At 70.5% G+C, this 24,504-nt stretch carries 25 protein-coding genes; 6 read left to right on the top strand and 19 right to left on the bottom strand.

Annotated features, from left to right (window positions below; translation table 11 throughout):
- Window positions 1-333: 333 nt before the first annotated feature.
- Window positions 334-1,269, bottom strand: a complete 936-nt coding sequence (locus AOK01_RS20240; RefSeq protein ID WP_055513672.1) for an SDR family oxidoreductase — start codon at window positions 1,267-1,269, stop codon at window positions 334-336.
- A 139-nt stretch (window positions 1,270-1,408) separates the two neighbouring features.
- Here AOK01_RS20240 and AOK01_RS20235 point away from each other — a divergent pair, with 139 nt between their 5' ends.
- Both AOK01_RS20235 and AOK01_RS20230 read left to right on the top strand, forming a co-directional pair.
- A complete protein-coding gene (locus tag AOK01_RS20235; protein ID WP_055513663.1) occupies window positions 1,409-1,975 on the top strand; it encodes a TetR family transcriptional regulator in 567 nt (188 codons plus the stop codon).
- A 121-nt stretch (window positions 1,976-2,096) separates the two neighbouring features.
- On the top strand, window positions 2,097-3,323 hold the full coding sequence (locus AOK01_RS20230) for an aminotransferase class V-fold PLP-dependent enzyme (protein WP_245702328.1): 1,227 nt from the start codon (window positions 2,097-2,099) through the stop codon (window positions 3,321-3,323).
- 30 nt (window positions 3,324-3,353) lie between these two features.
- Here the strand turns inward: AOK01_RS20230 and AOK01_RS20225 are convergent, their stop codons facing one another.
- The 10 genes from AOK01_RS20225 to AOK01_RS20180 form a co-directional block, all read right to left on the bottom strand.
- A complete protein-coding gene (locus AOK01_RS20225; RefSeq protein WP_055513657.1) occupies window positions 3,354-4,418 on the bottom strand; it encodes a YihY/virulence factor BrkB family protein in 1,065 nt (354 codons plus the stop codon).
- Between the two features lie 88 nt (window positions 4,419-4,506).
- A complete protein-coding gene (locus AOK01_RS20220) occupies window positions 4,507-5,433 on the bottom strand; it encodes an anti-sigma factor RsbA family regulatory protein (protein ID WP_055513655.1) in 927 nt (308 codons plus the stop codon).
- Window positions 5,430-5,801 (bottom strand): STAS domain-containing protein, encoded by a 372-nt coding sequence (locus tag AOK01_RS20215; RefSeq protein ID WP_342671049.1) that lies wholly within the window; start codon window positions 5,799-5,801, stop codon window positions 5,430-5,432. Before AOK01_RS20215 ends, AOK01_RS20220 begins: the two co-directional genes overlap by 4 nt.
- A gap of 148 nt (window positions 5,802-5,949) precedes the next feature.
- A complete protein-coding gene (locus AOK01_RS20210) occupies window positions 5,950-6,231 on the bottom strand; it encodes a zinc-ribbon domain-containing protein (protein ID WP_055513653.1) in 282 nt (93 codons plus the stop codon).
- Between the two features lie 50 nt (window positions 6,232-6,281).
- The gene (locus tag AOK01_RS20205; protein WP_055513652.1) at window positions 6,282-6,878 is read right to left on the bottom strand and encodes an MBL fold metallo-hydrolase; all 597 of its coding nucleotides are present in this window, start codon (window positions 6,876-6,878) and stop codon (window positions 6,282-6,284) included.
- The gene (locus tag AOK01_RS20200; RefSeq protein ID WP_079103581.1) at window positions 6,832-7,794 is read right to left on the bottom strand and encodes an STM4011 family radical SAM protein; all 963 of its coding nucleotides are present in this window, start codon (window positions 7,792-7,794) and stop codon (window positions 6,832-6,834) included. The genes AOK01_RS20205 and AOK01_RS20200 overlap by 47 nt, the downstream gene beginning before the upstream one ends.
- Window positions 7,795-7,800: 6 nt before the next feature.
- Window positions 7,801-9,192 carry an STM4012 family radical SAM protein gene (locus AOK01_RS20195; RefSeq protein ID WP_055513650.1) on the bottom strand — a complete coding sequence of 464 codons (1,392 nt, stop codon included), beginning with the start codon at window positions 9,190-9,192 and terminating at the stop codon, window positions 7,801-7,803.
- Window positions 9,189-9,995 carry an STM4013/SEN3800 family hydrolase gene (locus AOK01_RS20190; protein ID WP_055513648.1) on the bottom strand — a complete coding sequence of 269 codons (807 nt, stop codon included), beginning with the start codon at window positions 9,993-9,995 and terminating at the stop codon, window positions 9,189-9,191. The genes AOK01_RS20195 and AOK01_RS20190 overlap by 4 nt, the downstream gene beginning before the upstream one ends.
- A 115-nt stretch (window positions 9,996-10,110) precedes the next feature.
- Window positions 10,111-11,331 carry an STM4014 family protein gene (locus AOK01_RS20185; protein ID WP_055513646.1) on the bottom strand — a complete coding sequence of 407 codons (1,221 nt, stop codon included), beginning with the start codon at window positions 11,329-11,331 and terminating at the stop codon, window positions 10,111-10,113.
- A 36-nt stretch (window positions 11,332-11,367) separates the two neighbouring features.
- Window positions 11,368-12,336: an STM4015 family protein gene (locus tag AOK01_RS20180; protein WP_055513676.1), complete on the bottom strand. Its 969-nt coding sequence runs from the start codon at window positions 12,334-12,336 to the stop codon at window positions 11,368-11,370.
- A gap of 279 nt (window positions 12,337-12,615) precedes the next feature.
- Here AOK01_RS20180 and AOK01_RS20175 point away from each other — a divergent pair, with 279 nt between their 5' ends.
- Complete coding sequence (locus AOK01_RS20175) at window positions 12,616-12,942, top strand: hypothetical protein (RefSeq protein WP_055513644.1); 327 nt, start codon at window positions 12,616-12,618, stop codon at window positions 12,940-12,942.
- An 85-nt stretch (window positions 12,943-13,027) separates the two neighbouring features.
- Entirely contained in the window at window positions 13,028-14,053 is a 1,026-nt protein-coding gene (locus AOK01_RS20170) for a DUF6745 domain-containing protein (RefSeq protein ID WP_213862120.1), read from the top strand.
- 22 nt (window positions 14,054-14,075) lie between these two features.
- Here AOK01_RS20170 and AOK01_RS20165 read toward each other — a convergent pair whose 3' ends face one another.
- The 6 genes from AOK01_RS20165 to ligA form a co-directional block, all read right to left on the bottom strand.
- On the bottom strand, window positions 14,076-15,143 hold the full coding sequence (locus AOK01_RS20165; RefSeq protein WP_425424746.1) for an endonuclease/exonuclease/phosphatase family protein: 1,068 nt from the start codon (window positions 15,141-15,143) through the stop codon (window positions 14,076-14,078).
- Between the two features lie 222 nt (window positions 15,144-15,365).
- Entirely contained in the window at window positions 15,366-15,806 is a 441-nt protein-coding gene (locus AOK01_RS20160) for a hypothetical protein (protein ID WP_055513638.1), read from the bottom strand.
- Between the two features lie 295 nt (window positions 15,807-16,101).
- Entirely contained in the window at window positions 16,102-16,248 is a 147-nt protein-coding gene (locus AOK01_RS44110; RefSeq protein WP_169800142.1) for a hypothetical protein, read from the bottom strand.
- A 96-nt stretch (window positions 16,249-16,344) separates the two neighbouring features.
- Window positions 16,345-16,917: a hypothetical protein gene (locus AOK01_RS20155; protein WP_055513636.1), complete on the bottom strand. Its 573-nt coding sequence runs from the start codon at window positions 16,915-16,917 to the stop codon at window positions 16,345-16,347.
- A 133-nt stretch (window positions 16,918-17,050) separates the two neighbouring features.
- Window positions 17,051-17,623 carry a dihydrofolate reductase family protein gene (locus AOK01_RS20150; RefSeq protein ID WP_055513634.1) on the bottom strand — a complete coding sequence of 191 codons (573 nt, stop codon included), beginning with the start codon at window positions 17,621-17,623 and terminating at the stop codon, window positions 17,051-17,053.
- Window positions 17,624-17,718: 95 nt separating this feature from the next.
- Entirely contained in the window at window positions 17,719-19,848 is a 2,130-nt protein-coding gene (gene ligA, locus AOK01_RS20145) for an NAD-dependent DNA ligase LigA (RefSeq protein ID WP_055513631.1), read from the bottom strand.
- A gap of 93 nt (window positions 19,849-19,941) precedes the next feature.
- Here ligA and AOK01_RS20140 point away from each other — a divergent pair, with 93 nt between their 5' ends.
- Window positions 19,942-20,493, top strand: coding sequence for a GNAT family N-acetyltransferase (locus AOK01_RS20140; RefSeq protein WP_055513629.1), 552 nt, complete (start codon window positions 19,942-19,944; stop codon window positions 20,491-20,493).
- A gap of 125 nt (window positions 20,494-20,618) precedes the next feature.
- On the opposite strand, the gene AOK01_RS20135 is transcribed toward AOK01_RS20140, so the two are convergent.
- Window positions 20,619-21,242 carry a hypothetical protein gene (locus AOK01_RS20135; RefSeq protein WP_055513627.1) on the bottom strand — a complete coding sequence of 208 codons (624 nt, stop codon included), beginning with the start codon at window positions 21,240-21,242 and terminating at the stop codon, window positions 20,619-20,621.
- Between the two features lie 287 nt (window positions 21,243-21,529).
- A complete protein-coding gene (locus tag AOK01_RS20130; RefSeq protein ID WP_055513625.1) occupies window positions 21,530-22,717 on the bottom strand; it encodes an FAD-dependent oxidoreductase in 1,188 nt (395 codons plus the stop codon).
- Between the two features lie 230 nt (window positions 22,718-22,947).
- Here AOK01_RS20130 and AOK01_RS20125 point away from each other — a divergent pair.
- Window positions 22,948-24,504 (top strand): ABC transporter ATP-binding protein (locus AOK01_RS20125; RefSeq protein WP_055513674.1); only part of this gene is annotated, 1,557 nt, incomplete at its 3' end.

Here is a 24,504-nt window from a genome sequence, read left to right as displayed (position 1 = left end):
GGGCGGGGCGCGATGGCGACCCGAGATGGGGGGATGGGTCTGTCGTGGGACCTGTCGAGCGCGTGGTGCAGGGACCTCCGGCATGGCGCGGGAGGCCTGGAGAAGACCCAAAACCGTTACGGTGACGCTTAGTTCAGGTGTTGATTTAAGTAATGAATCAACTCCTGGGCAACCCGTCGGACACGACTTCTTTTGTTGGGCGCCGCGCACGGGAACGAGGCCCGTCCGGGAACGCCACCGGCCGCCGATACGGGATCGGCGGCCGGTGGCGGGGTGGTCGTCAGTCGGTGAGGGGAGTGAGTGTGGTGCGGGTGGTGCGGGTGGTGTGGGCGATCACGTGGCCGGGGTCGCGAAGTAGTGGCCCTTTTCGAGGTCGGCGATGAGACCGGGCTGGACCGGCTGCCACCCCAGCAGCTCGCGGGTCCGCGCACTGGAGGCGGGGCTGTCCAGGCCGATGAGGGCGCCCAGCCAGGTGAAGTGCCCGGCCGCGTCGTCGGGGGAGACCGGGACGACGGGCAGGTCGAGGTGCCGGCCGATCACCTCGGCGACGGCACGGATCGGCACGCCCTCGTCCGAGACCGCGTGCAGCGTGGAGCCGGCCGGAGCGCTTTCCAGCGCCAGGCGGAACAGGCGCGCGGCATCGGACCGATGCACGGCGGGCCAGCGGTTGGCGCCGTCGCCGATGTAGCCGGAGACGCCCTTCTCGCGGGCGACGGCGACGATGGTGGCGAGGAAACCGTGGTCCCCGTCACCGTGCACGGTCGGCGGAAGCCGTAGGACGGACGAACGGACGCCGCGCTCCGCGAGGGCGACCGTCGCCTGCGCGTTGGCCAACCGCCTGGCCGGGCCGGAGGTCCCGTGGGGGGCGGCCGGGTCGGACGCCTGGCCGTCCTGCTCGGTGGCGACCTTCCCGGGCGCCAGTCCGAGCAAACCGGAGGCGATGACGAACGGCCGGTCGGAGCCGGCGAGCGCGTCGCCGAACGTGTCGATGGCGAGCCGGTCCGCGTCGGCGGCGGCGTCGAAGCCGCCGCTGAAGGCGATGTCGTGCTTGAAGGCGAGGTGGATCACACCGTCGGACTCGGCGGCCCCGGCGCGCAGGGCGTCGAGATCGTCGATGGTGCCGCGGCGCACCTCGGCGCCGGCCTGGGTGAGCGCGGCGGCCGAGGCGTCGGAGCGGGCGAGCCCGACGACCTGGTGACCGGCGCCGATGAGCTCCGGAACGACGGCTGAACCGATCCAGCCGGACGCACCGGTGATGAACACACGCATGAGGGGAACCTCCGGGTAGCTCGACCGTCCTTGTCGCGGGTGCCAGGGGCTCGGCATCAGCGGCACACCGGTCGATGTCAGTGACTGCCGTCGACCGTAGCAGGTGAAGTCAGTGACTGCCATCGCGTAAGATCTGCGCATGGGCCGATGGGAACCGAACGCGCGTGGCCGCCTTGAGCAGGCGGCGCTGGAGCTCTACAGGGAGCGCGGGTTCGAGCAGACGACAGCCGCGCAGATCGCCCAGCGCGCCGGGCTCACCGAGCGGACGTTCTTCCGGCACTACGCCGACAAGCGCGAGGTGCTCTTCGCAGGTGCGCACCTGCTGGAGGAGGCTTTCGTGGACGCCCTCTCCCACACCCCGGAGACGGCCGCGCCGATCGACGCGATGGCCTCGGCCCTGGAGACGATCTCCGCCGTCTTCCTGGAGCGCCACGAGTTCTCCCGGCAGCGCCAGGCCGTCATAGTGGCGAACGCGGAGCTGCGCGAGCGCGAGCTGATCAAGCTCGCGTCACTGTCCAAGGCACTGGCCGCCACGTTCCGCTCCCGCGGAGTGAGCGACCCGGCCGCGAGCCTCACCGCGGAGGCGGGCATCGCCGTCTTCAAGATCGGTTTCGAGCGCTGGGTCGACGAGGACGGCGACCGCCAACTGGCGGATTTCCTGCGGGAGTCACTGGCCGAGCTGAAAGTGGTGGCGGCGGGGAGGTGACGGGGCCGGGATGCTCGGTGGCGGCGGGCCGCTGGATTCCGATGCCCTCGTGGAGCACTTTTCCCTGGACGGGGAAGGCAGTTGAGGAATACCGACCCCGGCCGGATGGGAACACACCTGCATGGACCACACCCGCATGGACGACATCGGCACGGACCACACCGGCATGGACATCGACGCGCTCCGCAAGGACACCCCGGGCACCGCCAATCGCGTACACCTCAACAACGCCGGGGCCGGGCTGCTCTCCCGGCAGACACTTGAGGCGGTGACCTCCCATCTGGAGCTCGAAGCCGCTGTCGGCGGATACGAGGCCGCGGACCAGGAGCAGGACCGGATCGACGCGACCCGCACGAACCTCGCCCGGTTGCTGGGAGGGCGGCCCGACGAGCTCGCGCTCTTCGACAACTCCACGCACGCGTGGAACGCCGCCTTCTACTCGTTGACCTTCGAGCCGGGCGACCGCATCCTGACCGGCCGGGCGGAGTACGGCAGCAACGTGCTGGCCTACCTGCAGACCGCCCGGCGCTCCGGTGCCGAGGTCGTGGTGGTACCGGACGACGAGTTCGGACAGCTCGACACCGCGGCGCTGACCGGCCTGATCGACGAGCGCACCAGGCTCGTGGGCGTGAGCCATGTCCCCACCAGCGGGGGCCTGGTCAATCCGGCGGCCGAGATCGGCCGGATCACCCGCGCCGCCGGCGTGCCGTTCCTGCTGGACGCCACGCAGACCGTGAGGCAGTTCCCCGTCGACGTCACCGAGATCGGCTGCGACATGCTCACCGGCACCGGCCGCAAGTTCCTGCGAGGACCGCGCGGCACCGGCTTCCTGTGGGTCCGTTCCGAGGCACTGGAGTACCTCGACCCGTTCGTCAGCGACATCGAGGCGGCCACCTGGGACGGTGAGCGCGGCTTCACCTGGCATGACGGCGCGCGGCGTTTCGAGAGCTGGGAGGCGAGCCACGCCAACGTCCTGGGGCTCGACGCGGCCGTGCGCCAGGCCCTGGACCTGGGCATGGAGCGCATCGGGCAGCGAGCCACCGCCCTCGGCGCGTACCTGCGCGACCGGCTCGACGCGCTGCCGGGCGTCACCACGTACGACCTCGGCCGCGTCCGGTGCGCCATCGTGACCGCCAAGGTCGACGCCGTACCCACCGCGGACGTCGCCGCGGCGCTCGCGCGGCAGGGGATCAACGTGACCACCACCGTGCCCGAGCACACCCAGTTCGACACGGAGGTGCGGGACGTACACCCCCTGGTCCGCCTCTCACCGCACTACTACAACACCGAGGCCGAACTGGACCGCGCCGTGGAGGTCATCGCCGGACTCGCGCGCACGGCCGGATGACCTCATGGCCGACCGGATGACCTCACGGGCTCATTCCATGCGGCGCTGGTCCGCGTCGCTCCAGGCGCGGGTGTCCCGCGGCGGGACATACGGCTCCTCGGTGGCCGGCAGACCCCCGGCGATGGCACGCTGCCGGGACAGCTCGGCGTCGAACTCCAGGCCGAGCAGGATCGCGATGTTGCTGATCCACAGCCAGATCAGGAAGACGATGACACCGGCGAGCGTGCCGTAGGTCTTGTTGTACGAGCCGAAGTTCGCCACGTAGAACGCGAACCCGGCCGATGCGATCATCCAGATCACCAGCGCCAGCACGCTCCCGGGGGTGATCCACTTGAAGCCGCGGCCCTTCACGTTCGGCGTCGCCCAGTAGAGAAGGGCGATCATGATCGTGACCAGGACGACCAGCACCGGCCACTTGGCGATCGACCACGCCGTCAACGCCGAGTCGCCGATGCCCAGCGCCCCGCCGGCCTCGCGGGCCAGACCACCGGTGAACACCACGATCAGCGCGCTGAGCACCGCCAGCACCAGGAGCACCACGGTCACGCCCACGCGGATGGGCAGCACCTTCCAGACGGGGCGCCCCTCGGGCATGTCGTAGACGGCGTTGGCGGACCGGATGAAGGCCGCCACGTAGCCGGAAGCCGACCACACGGCGAGGACCAGACCGACCAGGGCCATGACCGAGCCGATACCGCCCCGGCCCTGCAACTGCGTCACCGCGTCGCTGATGATGTCCCGGGCGGAGCCGGGAGCGAGCTTCTTGACGTTGTCCAGGACCTCCTGGGTCGCCGACTTTCCCGCGATGCCCAGGAGCGAGACCAGGAGCAGCAGCGCCGGAAACAGCGAGAGGAAGCCGTAGTACGTCAGTGCCGCGGCCCGGTCGGCGAGTTCGTCGTCCTTGAACTCCTTGGCCGTGCCTTTCAGCACGGCCGGCCAGGAACGCTTCGGCAACCTGGTGGGCTCGTCCGGTGCCCGCTCCTCGATCCGCTCTTCCGGGTCCGGAGCCGGGTCCGGACCCGGGCCCGAAGCCTGCTGCTGCCCGGACTCCGACGCGCTGACGTCGGTGTGACCGGAATTCGTTGTCCTCGCCATGACGACCGGGTATCCAGACCCGGCCCACCCATGCGCCGGCCCACCGCCGCCGGCCCGCGGCTCCGAGACCGCGCCCGGGGCGGAGCCCTCAGCGGTCGACGTAACAGCGAATGACCGTTCCGTCGGGGCCCGTGTGGACGCGTACGAGATCGGTGAGGTAGTTCACCAGCAGCAGACCACGGCCGCCCGGTTGCGCGGGCGGCGAGGGCCGTCGTCCGGCGAGCGGGTCCTTCAGGCGCCCCTGGTCGCGGACCTCGCACACCACCTGACCGCCCTCGGCCCACATGTGTACGGTGCCGGCCCCACCGCCGTGCACCACGCTGTTGGTGGTCAGCTCGGCCGCGACCAGCGCCAGGTCCTCCAGCCGGACCCCCGACAGACCGAACCGCCTCGCCTGCTCGACCACGAAGTACCTGGCCATCGGCAGTTCGTCCGCGCCGAAGGCACGGCCCTCCGCCCCCTCCGGGGTCGTCAGGGGCTGGTTGTACCGCTCGACCACGTGCTCGGGCGCGTAGGACGGGCTGCTCCGCTGCCGGCCGCCGGAGATCACGACGGGATGGGTCGCGTACGCGTCGGTCAGCGCCTGCTCGCTGAGCCCCTCGGCGTCGTACGGACACAGGATCGTCGCGTCCCGGCCCTCGAACGCGTAGTTGATCAGAGCCTCGTGCTGAGCACAGGCCGGATACTCCAGGCCGGTGCGGTCGGGCCAGATCGGCTCGCCGATGATCCGTACGCGCTTCTTCGGATGGGAGTCGGCGAAGACACGCAGCACCCTGGGGATGATCCGCGCGGGATTGCGTCCGGCCTGCGTCATGTCGACGAGGCGCACATCCGCCGCGGCGTCGCCCAGGGCCGCCCGGAGGACGTCCAGCTGCGGGCCGGGCACGGCCACCGCCACCGGCTCGCCGGCCTCCAGGCCTTCGCGGACGAACGGTACGGTGCCGGCCACGTACTCCTCCTCGCCCCGGTAGAACAGGGCGGGATGTACGAAGGGCTCGGCGGTCGGGGCGGTCATCGGGACACCACCTCGACGCCCGGCAGGTCGGGCCAGAACATGTCCAGCACCCGTCCCAGCGTGGCAGGTGGTTGTTCGAGCATGATGCGACGTCCTTCGGGAAGACCTTGAGCCGCCACCGCGAGGGCGCAGACACCGGCGACATCGACGAAGGTGACGGCCGAGAGCTCCAAGTGGCACACCTCCACGTCCTCCAGCGCCAGCCGGTGCAGCGCCCGTTCCCAGACCGGGCGGGTGGCCAGGCTGATCTCGCCCGCGGCCTGCCAGCCCGTACGGCCGGCGAGCGGGCGCACCCGGAGGGTGCCCGTGGACTGCGCCGACGACACGTCCGGCGGATCCGCCTGCCATGCTCCGTCCACGCTGACCACCCCTGGAGTGTCGCCGTTTCGGGGCCATTATCGCCCGCACGGGCCTCGGTGGGACACGAGATCGTGTGGACGGTCTTTGTTTGCGTAAACATGGCAAGAGGGGACCGTCGCACCCACCGCAGCGACCGTATCCCTTGTTCGGCAGGGTTCAGCCCTGGTAGGGCTGCTGCTGCGGCTGACCGTGCTGCCGGCCGCTCGCGGCCTGTACCTGCAGCTGATCCGCCTGTTCCTTGCCGATCTTGTGCTGCGCACCGCAGAAAGTGCACTGTGTCGCGTACTTCGTCGAGACGGGGAACAGCGGGATGAAGAACAGGGTGAATTTCGTGACGCGTTTGCTGAGCGTGTGCGCGGACGGGTTGCCGCACTGGCCGCACAGCAGCGTCAGTATCGCGAGCTGGTAGAGGTATCCCTTGGTGCCGAAAATGATCATGGGATCGAGTCCTTTCGGGGCAGGCGCTGTCTGATGACAGTACGTACGGATCAGAGCGATTCGCCGGGTGCCAGGTAGCGGTAGCCGTTGTCGGTCTCTTCCGTGAGCCAGCCGTTGACGCTGTGCAGGCCACGTTCGTTGATCTGGCCGTCGTGCATCGCGAACGCCCGCCGGGGCCCGACGGCCCTGACGAAGTCGATCGCCTCCGCCGTCCTCATCCATGATGCCTGCGCCGGGACGGCGAGTGTCTCGACCGACTGCTGTGGGACGTGCAGCGAGTCGCCGGGATGGTACAAGGTCTCATCGACGATGTAACCGAGGTTCACGCAGTCGGGCAGATCGCCGTGTACGGGCGCGTGCCGCCCGCCGACAGCCCGTACGCGGAAGCCTCCGGCGCTGAACTCCGTGTCGACATCGACTCCGGTGACCTCCAGCCGTGGAAGGCGCGCTCCGGCGGGCGCGTGGACCGGCACGCCGAGACCGGCCAGGCGCAGCACGTCGACGTGGTCGGCATGCTCGTGTGTCACCAGCACGGCGTCCGCGCCGCTCAGCGCGGCCGGCTCGCTCCAGATCCCCGGGTCGATGACCAGCACGCGGCCCTCATGTTCCAGCCGTACGCAGGCGTGGGTGTACTTCGTGATCCGCATGGCTTCCCAACGTACGGGGCAGCGGCTCGGTGCCCCTGGGCACCAGCGGCAGGGCCGGGCGGCCGGGGAGGGCCTGTGACTGCGGTACGCGCTCCAGGATGCCGCCCGCGAACACGTCGTACAGCGGCAGCGTCTCCAGATGGACGTATCCGATGTGGCAGTCGCACAGCTCCTTCGGGCAGGCCCGCGGGCCGAGCGCGGCCCGGTAGGAGCCGTCGTAGAGGTTGCCCAGTGCGGTACGGACGAAGTGGCAGCGGCGGACCGTGCCCTCCCCGTCGACCGAGAGGACCGACTCACCGGTGCGGCAGGGCATCCCCGCCGACCGGTGCGGATGCCGGCTGAACGGGAAGAGCGGGTCCAGCTCCGTCCACTCCGCGGCCTGCTCGTCCGTGTAGGTGTGTCCTTCGGCGGCGTTCACCCACAGATAGACGTGCGGCGGCAGCTCCGCGCGCAGCCGCCGCGCGTGCTCCAGATGGTCCGGTACGCCGACGATCCCGACGCTGAACCGGACGCCGAGGCCGGACAGCGCACGCGTCTTGGCCAGGAAGCGTTCGTACGGTGTCTGTCCGGGGTGGTAGGTGCACCACAGGGCGACGGTGTCGAGGTCCGCGTCCCTCAGCCAGTCGGTGCGGCAGCTCAGGTTCGTCTGGATGGCGACCCGCTGTACGTGCGGCCGGTGCGAGAGGTCCACGAGGGCGCGGCGGTACCAGGAGCGCACCAGCCCCTCGCCCCACGGCGTGAAGAGCACCGAGAGACGGTCGCCGTGCTGCTCGTGCGCCCAGGCGGTGAACCGCCCGAGCGCCGTGCGGTCGGCGCGCAGCTGCGCCGTGGTGTCCCGCCGCTTCGCGAACGGGCAGTACGGGCAGTCGTAGTCGCAGGACGAGAGGGGGCCGCGGTACAGCAGCGTCAGATCCACCGGCCCTCACTTCGTCTCGTAGGCGGCCATGGCGGCGCGTACGGCCGGTGAGAAGAACTCGGGGCCGATGGCGTCCGAGTGGGCGAGCCCGTCGGCGGAGAGCCGGAGCAGCTCCGGCCGGGCGTCGTCGAGCCAGCCGCGGGCGGTGAGGGCGTCCAGCTCCGCCGGGAAGTCGTCATGGGGATCCGTGCCGAACCGCAGGCGGTAGTCGGCGACGGGCAGGCCCTGCGCCTGGAGCAGCGACTGCAGCAGATGCCGGCGCCGCGCCTCGTCCTCGTCGACCCGCCTCCCGTGCAGGGCACGCGAGAAGTCCTCCGTGGCGGTGTAGTCGTCGATGATGCCGCGGATCTCCCGCATCGACACCGCGTAGTCGAAGGAGTAGTGCAGCCGTGCGGTGTAGGAGCGGGCGCCGCAGCCCAGGCCGATCATGCCGTCGGTCTGGCAGGCGTAGTCGTCCGGCCCCTGCGGCGGCGCGTCCGTCCGCCGGAACATGCGCATCGACACCTGTTCGTAGCCGTGCGAAAGCAGCTGGTCGCGGCCCTCCCGGTAGCGGCGCAGGCGCTGCTCGTCCCACTCCCGGTCGGCCGTACGGGAGTCGGTGTGGCGGCCGAGCCCGGTGAGTGGGCGTATGTAGAGGGGATAGAGGTAGATCTCCTCGGGGCGCCAGGACAGGGCCGCGTCGAGGGAGTACCGCCAACTGGCGGCCGTCTGGCCGTCGATGCCGTAGATCAGGTCGATGTTCAAGGCCGGCACGGCGGCCTCGCGGACACGGGCAAGCGCCGCCTCGACATCGGCCCTGCGCTGCGGGCGTACGGCCGCGCGGGACTCCTCCTCGACGAAGCTCTGCACACCGAGGCTGAGGCGCGTGGTGCCCCGCTCGACCAGCACGGCCAGCCGGTCGGCCGTGGCCGTGGACGGCGACGCCTCCACGGACAGGGGCACGGCCCGCAGGTCCACGCCCATCTCCCGCTCGGCGATGTCGCACAGCCGCTCCAGTTCGGCGGCCTCCAGATAGGTCGGAGTGCCTCCGCCGAACGCGGCGTTGGCGAACCGCGGCGGCTCCTCGTCCCCGAGCGCCTCGCGAACGGCGGCGGCCTGGCGCTGCACGGCGTCCAGATAGCGGCCCGTCAGACCGTCCGGCGCGCCGATGCGGGTGAAGAGGTTGCAGAAGCCGCAGCGGATCTCGCAGAACGGGATGTGCAGATACAGCGAGAGTGCCTGCCGCGACTCACCCGCCCACAGGTCCGCGAGCCGGGGCTCCGGAACGAGCTCCCGGTAGGCGGTCTTGTGCGGATACGCGTACGTATAACTCTGGTACGGGCGCGGCGGAGCGACGGCGGTATCGGCAGAGGCGTCGGCAGAGCTGTCGGCTGAGGCGTCCGCTGAGGTGACGGTCATGTGGGCGGCTCCAGGAAGAAGTGGCCGTAGGGCACGGTCCACACGGATTCGTGGCCGAGGCGGTGGCCGGTGTAGCCGTCGTCCCCGTAGGCGGTGCCGTGGTCGGAGCAGACGATCGCGAAGCAGCGGCGACGCGAACTCATCGCGCTGAACAGCCGCCCGACGTGACGGTCGATGTACTCCAGCGCCGCGGCATGGGTGAGACGGCTGTCGCCCGCCTCACGGGTCGCCCCGGCGAGGTGGAACCAGTTCGGCTGGTGCAGCGCGGAGGCGTTCAGGAAGAGGAACAGCCGTTGATCCGGGGGCAGTTCGGAGATCGTCTTCTCGGCGCGTGTCACCTGCGCCTCGAAGGAGGTCGGCGATGCCACGGAGAACTCGGGCTCCCAGTGGCTCTCCTGGAAGTAGCCGGGCAGGACGTCGCCCAGGGCACCCTGCTTGTTGAAGAAGCCGACGCCGCCGATGCACACCGTGCGGTAGCCGTGCGCGGCGAGGCCGGACACGAGGTCGGGGGTCTCGAAGACGAACGTGCCGTCCGCCGTCGTCTCGCTGCCCGCGAACCGGGCCGCGAACAGCCGCGGATGCGGTCCTGGCGTGGCAGGTGTGGGGAGGAAGCCCGCGAACATCGCCTGGTGGGAGGCGTAGGTGAAGCTCCCGGGGGCGTGCCGCTTCTCCCAGGTGCCGCCCGGGAGACGGGCCGTGAGGTTGGGCAGCCGGCCGGCCGCCGCGAGTTCGGCCGCCACGTCGTGCCGGAGGGTGTCCAGGGTGAGGAGCAGCAGGTCGTCCCGGCCCACCACCTCGTTCATGTCCGGTGTGGTGGTCGTCGGGGTGGGAGAGTGACCGGCAGGGGACCGTACGGAGTCGGGGGCAGGGGCGGAGTCGGAGTCGGAGTTGGGGTTGGAGTTGGGGTTGGAGTTGGGGTCAGGTTGTGGCATGGGCTGTCCTTGGCGGGTCGTGCGGTGACGAGGGCGGCCCGGGCGGGGCGGGCGCACCGGGCCTCCCGGGTGGCGTGGCCGGACCGAGGCGGAGACCGCAGAAGGGGCCGGCCGCGGCGATCTGCGCGGCGTACGTGTCCTGCCCCTCCGCGCCGCTGCCCGGCAGGCCGGTGAGGCGGGGGAGCAGGTCGCCGAACGCGTTGACCTCGCCGACGGCGAAGTTGCGCCAGCCGATGGCGGGGAGCAGATCTACCCCGACACACAGCGTGCCGGGGAAGCAGGCGGCGGCCCGCTCACAGGCCTCCACGGCCGCGGTCCACCGGTCACCGGCCAGCGCCCGCACGGCCGCCAGATCGCCCCGTGTCCCGCCGAGATGGAGGTTGGTCAGGGGAGAGCGGCTGGTGCGGACCACGGCGTGCGTGGCCCGGCCGGCCACCACCACGACGCGCAGGTCGGCCGACCTGTCGCCGAGTGAGGCCTTCGGCAGCCACCGTTCGACATGCAGCCCGTCCGGGGCCAGCGCGTCGACGATCGCGGCGATCTCCGCCTCCGTCGTACAGCGGCGCACCCGCAGCGAGTTGTGCAGACGTCCGTCCTCGGCGCGCTCCACCGAGGTCGTCGCACGGATTCGGCCGGCGCCACCGGTCTCGATGGCCAGCACACCGGAGGCGGACGAGCCGTGGGCGAGTTTGACGAAGACGCGCCGCATGCCCGCCGCCGCCATGACGTCCCGTACGTCCGTCCACCCCCGGATGGGTGTGAGTCCGCCGGAAGTGGGGGACGGCGGCACCGGCACGTCCGCGCGGGCGAGCCGGTCGTGGCACAGACGCTTGTCGAACATCACGGCAAGCTCGGCCGGGTCGTCGAGGCGCAGGCCGCCGCGCAGCGAGGCCACGCAGCCCAGGAACCGGGCATACCAGCGCCCGGAACCCTCCACCCGCGTCGGATCGTCCACGCCCCGCAGCAGCGCGTCCACACCGGCGTTCTCCCCGGGGGAGTCGAGGCGGACGATCTCGTCGTCGGCGAAGTCGTGGCCGCCGTCGCGCAGTACGTCATGCCACTCGACGACCCGGGGTGTGCCCTGACCGGCGGCCTCGGCGGCCGAGGTGAACAGACTCACCCTGCGGTTGTCCCCGTTGGCGACGACCACCCACTTCGGCGGTGCGTCCACCGGTCCAGGGTCCGGTACGGGCTCGGTGCCGTGCATGCCGTCCCCCTCCTCTCGTCCGGTCTTCGCGGTGCGCTACTCGCCCACCGCGACGAAACGCCAGACCTCACCGTCGTCGTCCTCGTCGGCGTCGGCGTCTTCCTTGTCGGTGTTGACCTCCACGCCCGCGGGCTCCAGCGTTTCCAGCAGTCGTGCGGACACGTCGGGGCTGAGGTAGTTGTGGTGCAGGTCGAGCTTCTTGAGGTGCGTCAACGGCTGACCGGTCAGCAGCGCCGTCGCACCGTCGTCGGTGAGCACCCCCATGGAGACGTCGAGTTCCGTCAGGCGTGCCACCACGGGGGCGGACGCGAGGGCCGCGCAGATGGCGTCCTGGATCTCGCTGTTGCGCAGGGCGAGCCGGGTGAGGGCGGGCAGCCGAGTGCCCGCGAAGAACGGTTCGAGGTCGGCCATGTCGGCGTCTCCGCCGTACTCGGACGTGCCCAGCCACAGGTCGAGATCGGTGAGGGCGGGCAGGTCACTGGCGGCGACGCCGCGCACTGCTTCGGCGGGCATGCCACCCGTCTCGACGGTCAGCTTGCGCAGCCGTTCGTGACGGACGGCGGGGAAGACGAGCTGGTTGCCGCCGCGGACCCCGAACTCCTCCAGATCGGGGAAGGCTTCGAGGAGCGGACCCATGTCGCCCTGGGTGATCCAGGACATCTCGGCCTCCTCCATCACGACGTCGGCGACGAACAGGCCGCGCAGGGCGGGCAGTCGGTCGCGGGCCGCCACCAGCGCCTCGATCACCTCGTCGGGAGGGGAGTCGTACACATCGCTCCACGCGCCCACGACCAGCGCCCGCACCCGCTTGGTGTCGACGGCCTCCAGGAAACGGGCGAAGGCCGCTTCCCACTGTTCCTCGGACTCGTAGGAGTTCACCGCGACGCGCCAGGCCACGGACTCGGGGGACGGAAACGAGGAGACGTCGGGTGTCGGGTCGTCGACGCCCGGGAAGGTGAAGGCCGGCAGGCCGTGGAACTCCGTGAGGTGGCTACCGATGGTCATGCGCGCCTGCTCCTTCGTGCTGAGGTCGGTGGATCGGCGGTCGTGGGCCCTGACCCCGGTGCGCGCCGACCGCATCCAGGTACCGGAGTTCTACCAAGTCCCACTGACAGCGCCGCGAACAGGGGGCACTTGAGCCGGCCGACTGCCCACCGACACGAGACAGGGACCGGGGGACCCTCACCCGGCGCAGGGCCTGTGACCTGGTGGCGAGGGCGATTGTCAGTGCCCGCCTCTAGGGTTTTTCCATGGCACACGGTGTGCCGCAACGGGAGGAGACCCATGTACCGGCAAGGAGACGTGCTGATCGTGGCGCTGGCCGAGAGCGCGGTGCCCGAGCACGCCGCCGACGCGGCGTCCGAGCCTCGTGACGGCCGCGGCAGGCTCGTCCTGGCACTCGGTGAAGTCACCGGCCATGCCCATGCGGTGGTCGGTCCGGGACGGCTCGTCCGCGAGGCCGGTCTGTTCGGCCCGATGCTGCTGCATGTGCCCGACGGAGCCCGCGTCGTACATGAGGAGCATGCGGCTATCTCGCTCTCGAAGGGCTGGTACCGGGTGATCCGGCAGCGGGAGTACGTGCCGGGCTCGGTGCGCATCGTCGCCGACTGACGACTGACGACTGACGACTGACGACGCACGCACATGCCGCGCGGGGGTGCGGTTCGGCACAGTACTGGGGAGAGGAACGGCGTTGATGGATCAGAGCAGTTGGCGTGCGGCGGCAGCGGCGACAGGACCGGGTGACCGGGCGGCGGCAGAGGAGGGCGTACGACTCGCCTACCGGCTGGCCGGCCTGGTGGAACCCGATCGCATCGTATGGACGCAGTCACCGCGCAAGGCGGTACGGATGCTCATGGTGGCGGCACGTCCGGACGGCTCGGAGCGGGACACCCTCGGCGGGAGTGTCCGCGAGGCGGTACTGAGCGCGCCCTGGGCGGCCGAGCGGGCACGGCTGCACGCGCGACTGGGCCCGGCGGGGTGGAGCGGTCACTGGCGTGCCACGGGGGCGGGGCTGTGGGAGTCGACCCGCACCCTGGTCGACCGGGTGCGGGCGGGAATCGTCGACGAACTGGCCACCGACCGGCGGGAGGAGACACAGGTCCGCCTCCTCCTTCTGGACGCGGCCCTGGGACAACACGACGCGGCCTGGCTGTGCGCGTTCGACTCCGCGGACGCGGGCCCCCTGGACGGCCTCGCCGCGGTGGCACGCAACGCGGGCTGGTGGTGGCCCTACGAGAAGGTGGCGATCGTCAGCGAGCGCCCCCTGACCCTGCACCGCGACGAAGCCGGACGCCTGGACCGCGGCGACGGCCCGGCACTCGGCTACGCGGACGGCTTCGAGTTGTACGCCTGGCGGGGCATGCCCGTGCCACGCGACTTCCTCGACGAGCTGACCAGGCTGACTCCCGAGCGGATACGCGGCGAGGAGAACGCCGAACTGCGCCGCGTGATGCTGGAGTACTACGGCTACGACCGGTACCTGGACGAGTCCGGCGCGATCCCCGTCCACCGCGACGAGACGGGGGTGCTGTGGCGGGTCGAACTGGTCGGTGACGAGGACGTGGTGATGGTCGAGGTCGTCAACTCCACGCCGGAGCCCGATGGTACGAGCCGCACCTACTGGCTGCGGGTACCGCCGACGACCCGCACGGCCCGCGAGGGTGTGGCCTGGACGTTCGGTATAGGTGCGGAGGTGTACGAGCCGTTGCGGCAGACCTAGGGATCAGGGGGGCGGTGGTGAGTCACCGGCGCCCGCCGCGGTCGAGTCGGATGTCCACGGCGACCGGCAGGTGGTCGCTGCCGGTGGCGGGCAGGGTCCGGACGTTGGTCACGGTCGCCGAGCGGGCCATGACGTGGTCGATCCGGGACACGGGGAAAGAGGCGGGCCAGCTGAAGGCGAAGGCCTGACCCGTCGAGTCCATCCGCGAGGTGACCGGCTCCAGGCCCCGGTCGTCCACCGTGCCGTTGAAGTCACCGAGCAGGATCACCCTGTCCAGGTCCTCGGCCGCGACGGCCGCACCGAGCAGCCCGGCGCTCTCGTCGCGCCAACCAGAACCGAGGCCGTTCCATCGAAGGCGTACCGAGGGCAGATGAGCGACGTACACCGCGATGTCGCCCCACGGAGTACGTGCCGTGGACCGCACCCCGCGATTCCAGCCCTCCTCGATGCCCTCCGGTCTGATGTCCACCGGCCGGACGGCCGACAGGGGGTGCCTCGACCACAGTCCGACGGTTCCTTCGACCGCGTGGTACGGGTAGTCCGACGCCAGGGCCCTCTCATAGGCCGGCAGCGCGGCGGGAGTCAGCTCTTCCAGCGCGACGAAGTCCGGCGCGGTTCTGATCAGGGCGCGCGCGGTGCCCGTGGGGTCGGCGTTCACGTCGCTGACGTTGTGCTGGACCGCCGTGAGGTCATGTGCGCCGCGGCCCTCCGCAAGGAGCCGCCCGCCGAACAACTGCCCCCAGACGGCCGCGGGCAGCAGCAGGATCACCAGCGTGGTGACCGAGCGGCGCAGCACGGCCAGAACCGCCAACAGCGGAACGGCCAGACCGAGCCAGGGCAGAAACGTCTCCAGCAGACTGCCGAAGCGGCCCACCGTGTTGGGCACGGCGGAGTGGAAAGCCGGCAGGGCGGCGGTCAGTACGGCGAGCGAGGCGAGCACGCGCCCACGCACCCAGAGCGAGCGGCCTTTCGCGTCCGGGCCCCAGTGCCGCCAGGGGATGTGCCGACGCCACCGCGAGGGCGCCTCAGCCGGAGACCCGCTCGGCACCGCGTCCGCCTCCGCCACACTGCCGTTCGCCCGCTCCACCACGCCCCACCCATCTGCCCCGGAACCGCCTTCCCCGCACACGCCTCACACCACGTCAGGTCACATCGCGAGTGGGCGTGCCCGTAACGACGCGCGGCACGGTGATCAGGTTCCGGTTCCGGACAGGCCGACCGCACCTCCATGTCGGGGCTCGCACAAGCTGCCCGCCGGAGCGGAGAGCTCCGACGGGCATGCGAGCAGGTGCCTGTGGCGGTGTCCTGTTGGTCAGAGACGGCCGCCGCTGAGCCGGGAGAGCGGGCCGCGCCGCCGCAGACCGGCACGCCGGCCCGCGGTGTAGGAGCAGAGGACCACGGCTGCTGTTCCCGCGCCGGCGGCGGCTGCCACGGCCTTCCTGGCCTTCAGGAGAGTCCAGGCCAAGCCTGCCTTGCCTGCCGTCTGCTGAGCGGCCGTGGAAACGGTGCCCTGCACCGTCCTTGCCGTTTCCTTGGCCTTCTGCGACGCGGCACCGCCGAGGTTCACCAGGGACTCCTTGCTGCCACGGCCGACGGCCCCGGCGGCGTCCCCGGCGTTCTTCACCGCCTCGGTGGCGGCCTTCTGCGACTCCTTCGCCGGCGCTGTGGCACCTTCGGTCACAGTGTTCTTCGCCGCTCGCGCGTTCGCGGTGGGCGACTGTCCGTTCGTCGTTTTGTTGTTCGCTCCAGCCATGGGCTCCGGGTATCCGGCTCAGCGGTCGGCAAACGGGAATCGCGTCCTGCGATGCCCTTCCGCGGCAGGCGGTTCCTGTCGTCCGACCCTCGCGGGGAGTGTGCTGCGGAGGGCGTCGGGGCTGGTATCCTCGATCTTGAGCGCATGGCCGAACGGCACGTGCGTCTCGCGTCGGTGGTCCAAGGAAAGACGTCCCGCTTCCTGCGGGAAAATGCAGGTGCAAGGCCTGCCCGGCGCTCCGACAAGACCCCACCCGAATTCTTCAGGTGGGGTCTTCGCGTTGAGAGGACCGAGGTCAGCGCCGTCCGCGGAGCTTGCCCAGCAGCCGCTGGGCCTGGGCTCGTCGGCGCGGATCGGCGGAGGCACGCCGGGCCTGTTCGATGGTGCGCCGTCCTTGCGGGCTCCTGGCGAACTGCTTGATCTTGCTCAAAATGCCGGCCATGGCTCTACTCCTGTGGCGGGGACGGTGGTGCGGTCCGTGCACAACTGCGTATACCCCGCCACGGGAAGACCATCACGGCAACCGGCCTTCGCCCCGCTACGGAGTAAAGGTGTCGGTGAGGTGGACGGTGTAGCCGTCGTCCTCCATGAGGAGCACGGTGACGCCGAACGGGGAGGGATGGTCGAGGTCGAGGGGAGTGAAGGAGTACCTGAGGGCGGCCTGGATCGGCGGAGAGAGTTCCCCGCCGGGCTGAGGACCCGGGGCGGGGAGCCACAGTGGTTCGGCCGTGACCGGATCACCGGAGGGGGAGCCCAAGGGCTGGTGCGTGTAGGGGAGTTGGTGCAGTACGTGACCCTCCTTGGTGGCATGCACCAGATTCAGGCAGGGCACCGGACCGGTGGCCGGGAGACGGCAGGCGGTGGCGACGTCCTGGGTCTCCCAGGCGAGCACGACCTCGTCCGCGCTTGCCGCGGCGGCGACGTTCGAGAGCTCGACGATCGCGGTCAGGGCGTCTTCGCCGTCCTTGGTCGGGCGCAGCCAGATGAGCCCGACCAGTTCGCCCCGTACCAGCGGCATGATGACCGGCCGGGGCGCGGTCCCCTGAGCCAGATCCGCGGTGTACGCGTTCTTCATCGATGCGACCAGCGCGTCCCACGTCTGCGTGTCCACGGATTTCCCCTCACCAACAGCCTGTTCACGAGCGACGCAGAGCCTGTCATGACGGCCCGGTCCCGCGCCACCGGCCAAGGGGGAGCGGGTCCTGGGCCAACGGTCTCGGGCCAAGGCCGCGCGCGGGGCGCCGTCAGCGGACGACGTCGAAGACGTTCTTCTGCAGACCGTTCGCGTACGCCTCGTGCTCGACGAGTCGCAGCTTCTGGGTGTCCTTGTCCGTGTCGCTGAACAGCCGCTTGCCCGCGCCGAGCAGGAGCGGGAAGACAAGCAGGTGGTAACGGTCGATCAGGCCGGCGTCCGAGAGGCTCCGGTTGAGGGCGGCGCTGCCGTTGACGATGATCGGGCCGCCCTCGGTCTCCTTGAGCGCGGCGACCTCGTCGAGCGACCGAAGGACAGTGGTCGGTCCCCAGTCGGACACCAGGTCGTCCTCGGTGAGGGTGGTGGAGACGACGTACTTCGGCATCACCTTGTAGTCGGAGAAATCCTCCATGCCCGGCCAGACCGGACTGAACGCCTCGTAGCTGACCCGGCCCAGCAGCATCGCGGTGGCTTCCTGCTGCTCCCGGCCCTTGATGTCGAACGCCTCCGGGAGGAACTCCATGTCCTTGAAGGTCCAACCCGAGTTCCGGTAACCGGGCTCGCCACCCGGGGCCTCGACGACGCCGTCGAGCGAGATGAAGGCGGTGCTGATCAGTGTGCGCATCGAAAATCTCCAGTGTTTTGTGATCTGTTCACTGACTGACTGCTGATCCCGGAGAAACTCATCGGTCGCCGTCACCCCCGTCCGAGGACTCGGGACTATACGAGGTAGTCGGTGACGAGGGTGGCGAATTCGTCGGGGGTGGCCAGGCGGACGCCGAGGGTCTCGGCCTTGGCGCGTTTGGATCCGGCGCCTTCCCCCGCCACCACCAGGGCCGTCTTCTTGGAGACGCTGGAGGAGGAGCGGCCCCCGGCACGTTCGACGAGCTCGTTCATCTGGTTGCGGCTGAGCTTCTCCAGTACGCCGGTCATCGCGCCGGTCACGACCACTGTCATCCCGGCCAGCGGCCCGCCTGTCGGTTCCGGGCCGCCCGACCCCTCCGAGCCGTCGGAGCCGCCCTCAGTGCCTTCTGAGGAGCTGTCGGGGTCGTCGGCGGCTGCCGGGCTCGGCGGGGTGGCGCCGGGCTCGGTCATGTTCACTCCCGCTGCGATGAGCCTGTTGATGAGCGGGGCGAGTTCGGCGAGTTCGGCGACGATGGACGGGGCCTTTTCGGTGCCGATGCCGTCGACCTGCTGCATCGAAGCGACGTCGGCTGCGCGGAGATGGTCCATCGTGGCGAAGTGACGGGCGATGCGGCGGGACATCGACCGACCCGTACCCCGCACGCCCAGCGCGCACAGCACCCGTGAGAGCGGCCGTCCCTTGGCGGTGTCGAGCGCCGCGAGGAGGTTGTCGGTGCTCGTCTCGCCCATCCGCTCCAGGTTCAGGAGCTGGTCGCGGGTGAGGGTGAACAGGCCCGCGAGATCGGTGACCAGCCCCGCCTCGACGAGCTGGACGACGCGCGTGTGGCCGAGGCCCTCGATGTCGAGCTGGTCGCGGCCGGCGGCGTAGGAGAGGGCGGCGACCAGATGGCAGTTGCGGCCGTTCTCGCAGCGCCAGCGCTGTTCGCTGGTGTCGATGCCGCTTCCGCACCGGGGGCACACTTCGGGGAAGACGATGGGCTGTTCGGTGCCGGTGCGCAGATGGGCGACGGGGGCCTCGATACGGGGGATGACGTCGCCGGCGCGGTGGACCATGACGTGGTCGCCCAGACGCAGGTCGCGCCTGGTGATGTCGGCGGGGTTGTGGAGGGTGGCGTACGTGATGGTGGCCCCGTCGATGAGGACCGGTTCGAGTACGGCGCGCGGGGCGATGATGCCGGTACGGCCCACGTTCCACTCGACATCGAGGAGCCGGGTGATCTTCTCCACCGCGGGCAGCTTGTAGGCGATGGCCCAGCGCGGGGCGCGCGAACCCGATCCGGCGGCCTGCTGGTCGGCGGCCAGGTCCGCCTTGATGACGATCCCGTCGATTCCGAACGGCAGTGTGGCGCGCAGCGTGGCGATCTCCTGGACCCGTGCCAGGACCTGCTCGGCCGTGTCGGCCGTGGTGCCGGGGACGGCGGTGCCGGCGGTGGTGTTCACTCCCAGTTCGGCGGTGTGGGCCATCAGCTCGCTGTGGGACAACTCGCGCAGCCGCCCGGCGAGCTCGGCGTCCGTGTCCGGCAGGGGCAGCAGGCCGTAGCCGAAGAACGTCATCGGCACGGTGTAGGCGCGGTCCTTGGCCCTCAGGGTGCCCGCTGAGGCGCCGCGCGGATTCGCGAACGGCTGGCCGCCGTGTGCGGTGCGCACCTCGTTGGCGTGCTCGAACTGGGCGGTGGTCATCAGGACTTCACCGCGCACCTCCACCGTGACGGGCTCGGCCAGGACCTCCGGCAGGCCCTCGACCGTGCCGATCGCGTGCGAGACGTCCTCCCCGGCCGTGCCGTCGCCACGTGTGATCAGTCGGTCCAGGCGGCCACCTGTGTAACGGGCGGCGATCGCCAGGCCGTCGAGCTTCGGCTCGACGCCGAACCGCTCCACGTCGTGGCCCACGCGCCGGGCCAGCGAAGCCGTCCAGGCGGTGAACTCGTCGGGCGAGAACACGTTGTCCAGGCTGAGCATGGCCACCGTGTGCGGCACATCGCCCTCCACGGCACCGCCGGCGACCTTTCCGGTCGGTGAGCCGGGCAGCACCTGGTCGGGATGGTCCGCCTCCCATGCGGTGACGGCGCGCACCAGGCGGTCGTAGGTGTCGTCGTCCATCGGCGAGGTGCCGCCGGTGTAGTAGGCGGCCGACGCCTTCACGGCGTCCTCGACCGCCTGTGCGTAGCCGGCGGCATCCACGATCACTGCAGCTGGTGTGGTCATGCGGTCATCCTGCCTGCCACCACTGACAATGGCCCTCGGCCTTGCCCTGGCCTCGGCCCGGACGCGGGCGTGATCGCCGTGATCCAATGGAGGATGACATCGTTCTGGACCGGTGAACGGATACGTCTTCGGGGCATCGAGCCCGACGACTGGACCGCGCTCATGCGCTTCACGGTGGACGAGGAGCGGCTGGGCGACCTGCTGAATCCGCCCCGTTCCGCCGAGGGCCACCGCGCCCGGGCGAAGGAACTGGCGGTCGCCACGACCGACGGTGACTGCTTCACCCTGGCGATCGAAGCCGTCGACACGGGAGAGATGGTCGGCCTTGTCGGCTCACACCACGCCGACCCCCATGCCGGCTGGTTCGAGTACGGCATCACCGTGGGGGCGGATCACCGGCGCAAGGGTTATGCGACAGATGCCGCGGTGACACTGCTGCGGTTCATGTTCGCCGAGCGGCGCTTCCACAAGTGCGAGGCGCGGGTCTTCGCACACAACACGGCCTCGCTGGCACTTCAACACCGGCTCGGTCTCATCGAGGAAGGGCGCCTGCGGGACCATGTGTTCTTCGAGGGCAGGCACCACGACGTGGTCCGCATGGGCGTACTCGCCGACGAGTTCGCCCAACTGCACCGGACGGGTTGAGCCACGTCGCAGCCGGCCGGGGCCGCCCTGTGCGGGGGCGGCCGGCCCCGGCACGCGATGGCATACGCGAACGGTCGCCTGCCGACGTGCCGGCGGCCCGGGGGCCATGCCGCCGTCGAGGGTGGTCAGCCGGTCGCCGCGGCCGTCTGGGGCTCGGCGGCGGGCTCGGTGGTGGCCGTGTAGAAGACCGAGGAGCCCTGCTTGTTGCGGTGGGCGCTGCTCCTGGCGACCAGGTTCTCAAGGGTGGTGCGCACGACCGTGGTCTTGATGGTGCGGTCGGGGTGGGCCGCGGTGAGCGCGGTGGTGATCTCGGCGGCGGAACGCGGCTCGCTCTGCTCTTCCAGGTGCGTGCGGATCAGGTCGACGAGGCTCGGCTGGGCGGCCGTCCTGGGCGCCTTCGCCGCGGGCTGCTTGACCGCGGTCTTCTTCGCGTCCGTGACAGCGGCGGTCTTCTTCCTGGCCGGCTTCGTCGGCTTCGTCGACTTGGCCTGCTTGGTCCGCGCGGAGGCCTGGCTCGGTACGGAGGGCGCGGCCTTGGTGGTCCCGGTGACGGGACGCGCGCCACCGAGCGCCTGCTGCATGTTCACCAGGACTGTGTGGTCGTGCTGCAGTGCGAGCAACTGCTCCTGCAAGGCCGAGATGTCCGCGGCGATACGGTCCTGCTCCTTGGTGTTGCGCTCAAGGTCACTCGTCACCTGCGCGAAGTACTGCGAGGTGAGTTCCGTGGTGGAGGTCTGGTTCTCGGGCATGACTGGAGCCTTTCTCGGTCCGCCGGCACATGTGCACGAAGGGGAAACATGGCGTGCACCGGTGGAGAGCGGGGTGATGTCTGTCAGGGCTGGTCCGTCCGAAGGACACAACTGCGCGCTTTGCGCCAGTGTAGAGATAGTACGCATGACTGGAATGGACTGTTCGCAGTGTGTGCAACCGCCATGTGTGTGGGCGGTCGCGGAGGTCCGGTCGCGGTGCTGACCCACACTCCCTGATGGGTCGTCAACCGTGGCGTATGTCGTGCCGGTGGTCGCCGGGACCCAGGTCAGGGCCTGTCGCCGCCGGTCTCCGCCCAGAGGTCGGTGTGCCAGGCCAGGTGCCGGACGAGTTCCTCGTCGCCGGGCCGGGGCGCGGGCGCTCCCCGTCCGGGACGGGACGTCGGAGGTGTGCCGCGGGAGATGTTTCCGCTGACCGTGATGTTCTCCTCGACACGTGGGCGACGGAGTGTCTCGTAGCGGGAGAGCGCGGTCCCGGTGTCAGGTGCGTCGCGCAGGCACTTCGCGAGGACGACGGCGTCCTCCAGCGCCATCGAGGCTCCCTGTCCGGTCGCGGGGGAGGCCGCGTGGGCCGCGTCGCCGATGGTCAGGGTGCGGCCGGAGCGCCATGGTGTGCCGGTGGGCAGCTCGGTGGCATTGGTGACCATGAGGCGGTCGGTGGTGGCCGTGACGATGCCCGCGGCAGGGGTGGTGTCCTGGCACAGCAGCGGCAGGAGCAGATCGCGCCAGTGGGCGGGTGTGCCGTGGGCGATCTCGTCGGCGGCCAGGGGCTCACCGGCCACCCGCGCGAACCAGTACGTCTCCCCGTCCGGCGACACCGCGTAGCCGAACGCGGTCGTGCTGCCCCGCACCATGGTGATGCGCTCGCTCTCCTGGCCGTTCTCCTCGGCGACGAGCGGGTCGTCGGTGTAGCCGTAGAAGACGCGCTGTCCCGCGTAGGACGGCCGTACGGCAGGGGCGGTCTCCTGGCGTACGACGGAGTTCAGACCGTCCGCCCCGACGAGCAGGTCACCGGTCGCGGTGCTGCCGTCGGCGAAGTGTGCCGTGACACCGTCCGGGGCGTCCCGGACGGACACCAGGCGGGCCCCGTGCCTGATGCCGATACCCCGGTGAGCGGCTTCCGCCCGCAGAGCCGCGGCGAGTTCACCGCGACGCAGGCATCGGTACCGCAGGAGCGGGTCGGCGGCCTCGCCGAGCGGCACATGGGCCACCACGGCGCCCGTGTCGTCGAGGACCCGCATCGACCGCAGCGGGAAGCCGACCGCCGTGACCGCGGCGGAGGCGTCGACCTGAGCGAGAGCCCGCATGCCGTTGCTCGCGAGTGTGAGGAACGCGCCGGTGTCCGCGGCCGGTTCGGGGTGTGCCTCGTACACGGTGACCTGCGACCCCGCCTTGTGCAGGGCCAGGGCGGACGCCGTACCGGCGATCCCGCCGCCGATGACAAGAATGTGCGCCACGTGGTGTCCTCCGCTCGTAGGTATTGGGCCATGTACGGACGAGAACGCCCGGAACCGCCGACAGGGTTCCATGGCACACCCGGGCGCGGCATCGCACATGTGTGTGGGCGCTGAGCGGCGGGAAAACGCTTGGACTCCTCCGGCGCCGTCGCGGGACAATCCCAGTTCCGGTTCTGGCCCATCCGTACTCGCACGGGTGACGGGCCGCCGTACGACGACACGGGGTGGGAATGGGAACGACTGGATCGCGCGAGGTTCAGCCGGGCAAGGGTGCGGTGTCCCTCGCACTTCGTCACTACGGACGGGAGCTCGCCCGGTTCCGGCTGTTCGCGGTGCCCGCGATGCTGCTGCCGGCGATGGGCAACATCGGCATCAACTACATCGCGCCGCTGATCGTGGCGAAACTCGTCGCCCGGATCGCCACCGACGGCGGTATCACCGTCGCCGAGGCACTGCCGTACGTCCTCGGCTTCGCCGGTGTCCTGCTGCTCGCGGAGATACTGTGGCGCCTGGGCCTGCACTGCCTGAACCGGCTTGCCGCCCGCGGCATCGAGGACCTGTACGTGATCGGCATGGACGAGCTGTTCGCCAAGGACGCGGTCTTCTTCCATGACAACTTCGCCGGATCGCTGACCAAGCGGGTGCTGAGCTTCGCCTCCCGGTTCGAGGAGTTCGTCGACACACTGACGTTCCAGGTCGTGGGCAGCCTGGTGCCACTGGTGTTCGGATCAGTGGTGCTCTGGACCTACGAACCGCTCCTCGTCGTCGGCCTGTTGACGATGATCGTGCTGACCGCACTGTGTGTGGTGCCCCTCGTCCGCCGCCGCCAGGCGCTGGTCGACCGGCGCGAGGAAGCGATCGCCCGGGTGTCGGGCCATGTCGCCGACAGCCTGATGAACATGGACACGGTCAGGGCGTTCGCCGCCGAGGAACGCGAGGCCGCCGAGCACCGGTCCCGTGTCGCCGAGTCGCGGCGGCTCACCCTGAGGGCGTGGGACTACGGCAACCTGCGCATCGACACACTGGTCGCGCCCATGTCCGTACTCACCAACGCGCTGGGCCTGTTGCTCGCGGTCGCGCTCAGCGGCAGCGGGCACGGCGTGGAGGCGGTCGTGGTCGCCTTCACGTACTACACGAACGCGACGCGGATCATGTTCGAGTTCAACCAGATCTACCGCCGTCTGGAGAGATCGATGACGGAGGCCGCGCAGTTCACCGAACTGCTGCTGATGCCGCCGACCGTGCTCGATCCCGAGTCGCCGGAGCCGCTGCGGTCCCGGGCCGCCGACGTCCACTTCGAGGGGGTGACCTTCGCCCACGCGGGGGCGTCACCCCTCTTCGAGGGGCTCGAACTGGCTGTGCCCGGCGGGACGAAGATCGGCCTCGTCGGCCGGTCCGGCGGAGGCAAGACCACCCTCAGCCGGCTGCTGCTGAGGATGACGGACCTGGACGGCGGCCGGATCCTGATCGGGGGACAGGACATCAGCAAGCTGCGCCAGGCCGAACTGCGCGGCCTCATCGCCTATGTGCCGCAGGACCCGGCGATGTTCCACCGCACACTGCGGGACAACATCGCGTTCGCCCGGCCGGAGGCCACCGCCGGGGAGATCCGCCGCGCGGCGGAGATCGCGCACGTGACGGAGTTCGCCGACGCGTTGCCCGAGGGCTTCGACACCCTGGTGGGTGAGCGCGGGGTGAAGCTGTCCGGCGGACAGCGCCAGCGGGTCGCGCTCGCCAGGGCGATCCTGCGCGACGCGCCGATCCTGCTGCTCGACGAGGCCACCAGC

It is taken from the genome of Streptomyces aurantiacus (assembly GCF_001418335.1).
GTDB classification, from domain to species: Bacteria; Actinomycetota; Actinomycetes; order Streptomycetales; family Streptomycetaceae; genus Streptomyces; species Streptomyces aurantiacus.
Note: the sequence above shows the minus strand (reverse complement) of the source record. Positions and strands in the feature narration are given on the sequence as shown.

What these genes read in the sequence shown, in the direction of transcription:
- AOK01_RS20240 (WP_055513672.1), bottom strand. Translation starts at nt 1,269, where the DNA reads ATGCGTGTGTTCATCACCGGTGCGTCCGGCTGGATCGGTTCAGCCGTC.
- AOK01_RS20235 (WP_055513663.1), top strand. Translation starts at nt 1,409, where the DNA reads ATGGGCCGATGGGAACCGAACGCGCGTGGCCGCCTTGAGCAGGCGGCG.
- AOK01_RS20230 (WP_245702328.1), top strand. Translation starts at nt 2,097, where the DNA reads ATGGACCACACCCGCATGGACGACATCGGCACGGACCACACCGGCATG.
- AOK01_RS20225 (WP_055513657.1), bottom strand. Translation starts at nt 4,418, where the DNA reads ATGGCGAGGACAACGAATTCCGGTCACACCGACGTCAGCGCGTCGGAG.
- AOK01_RS20220 (WP_055513655.1), bottom strand. Translation starts at nt 5,433, where the DNA reads ATGACCGCCCCGACCGCCGAGCCCTTCGTACATCCCGCCCTGTTCTAC.
- AOK01_RS20210 (WP_055513653.1), bottom strand. Translation starts at nt 6,231, where the DNA reads ATGATCATTTTCGGCACCAAGGGATACCTCTACCAGCTCGCGATACTG.
- AOK01_RS20205 (WP_055513652.1), bottom strand. Translation starts at nt 6,878, where the DNA reads ATGCGGATCACGAAGTACACCCACGCCTGCGTACGGCTGGAACATGAG.
- AOK01_RS20195 (WP_055513650.1), bottom strand. Translation starts at nt 9,192, where the DNA reads ATGACCGTCACCTCAGCGGACGCCTCAGCCGACAGCTCTGCCGACGCC.
- AOK01_RS20190 (WP_055513648.1), bottom strand. Translation starts at nt 9,995, where the DNA reads ATGAACGAGGTGGTGGGCCGGGACGACCTGCTGCTCCTCACCCTGGAC.
- AOK01_RS20185 (WP_055513646.1), bottom strand. Translation starts at nt 11,331, where the DNA reads ATGCACGGCACCGAGCCCGTACCGGACCCTGGACCGGTGGACGCACCG.
- AOK01_RS20180 (WP_055513676.1), bottom strand. Translation starts at nt 12,336, where the DNA reads ATGACCATCGGTAGCCACCTCACGGAGTTCCACGGCCTGCCGGCCTTC.
- AOK01_RS20175 (WP_055513644.1), top strand. Translation starts at nt 12,616, where the DNA reads ATGTACCGGCAAGGAGACGTGCTGATCGTGGCGCTGGCCGAGAGCGCG.
- AOK01_RS20170 (WP_213862120.1), top strand. Translation starts at nt 13,028, where the DNA reads ATGGATCAGAGCAGTTGGCGTGCGGCGGCAGCGGCGACAGGACCGGGT.
- AOK01_RS20160 (WP_055513638.1), bottom strand. Translation starts at nt 15,806, where the DNA reads ATGGCTGGAGCGAACAACAAAACGACGAACGGACAGTCGCCCACCGCG.
- AOK01_RS44110 (WP_169800142.1), bottom strand. Translation starts at nt 16,248, where the DNA reads ATGGCCGGCATTTTGAGCAAGATCAAGCAGTTCGCCAGGAGCCCGCAA.
- AOK01_RS20150 (WP_055513634.1), bottom strand. Translation starts at nt 17,623, where the DNA reads ATGCGCACACTGATCAGCACCGCCTTCATCTCGCTCGACGGCGTCGTC.
- ligA (WP_055513631.1), bottom strand. Translation starts at nt 19,848, where the DNA reads ATGACCACACCAGCTGCAGTGATCGTGGATGCCGCCGGCTACGCACAG.
- AOK01_RS20140 (WP_055513629.1), top strand. Translation starts at nt 19,942, where the DNA reads ATGACATCGTTCTGGACCGGTGAACGGATACGTCTTCGGGGCATCGAG.
- AOK01_RS20135 (WP_055513627.1), bottom strand. Translation starts at nt 21,242, where the DNA reads ATGCCCGAGAACCAGACCTCCACCACGGAACTCACCTCGCAGTACTTC.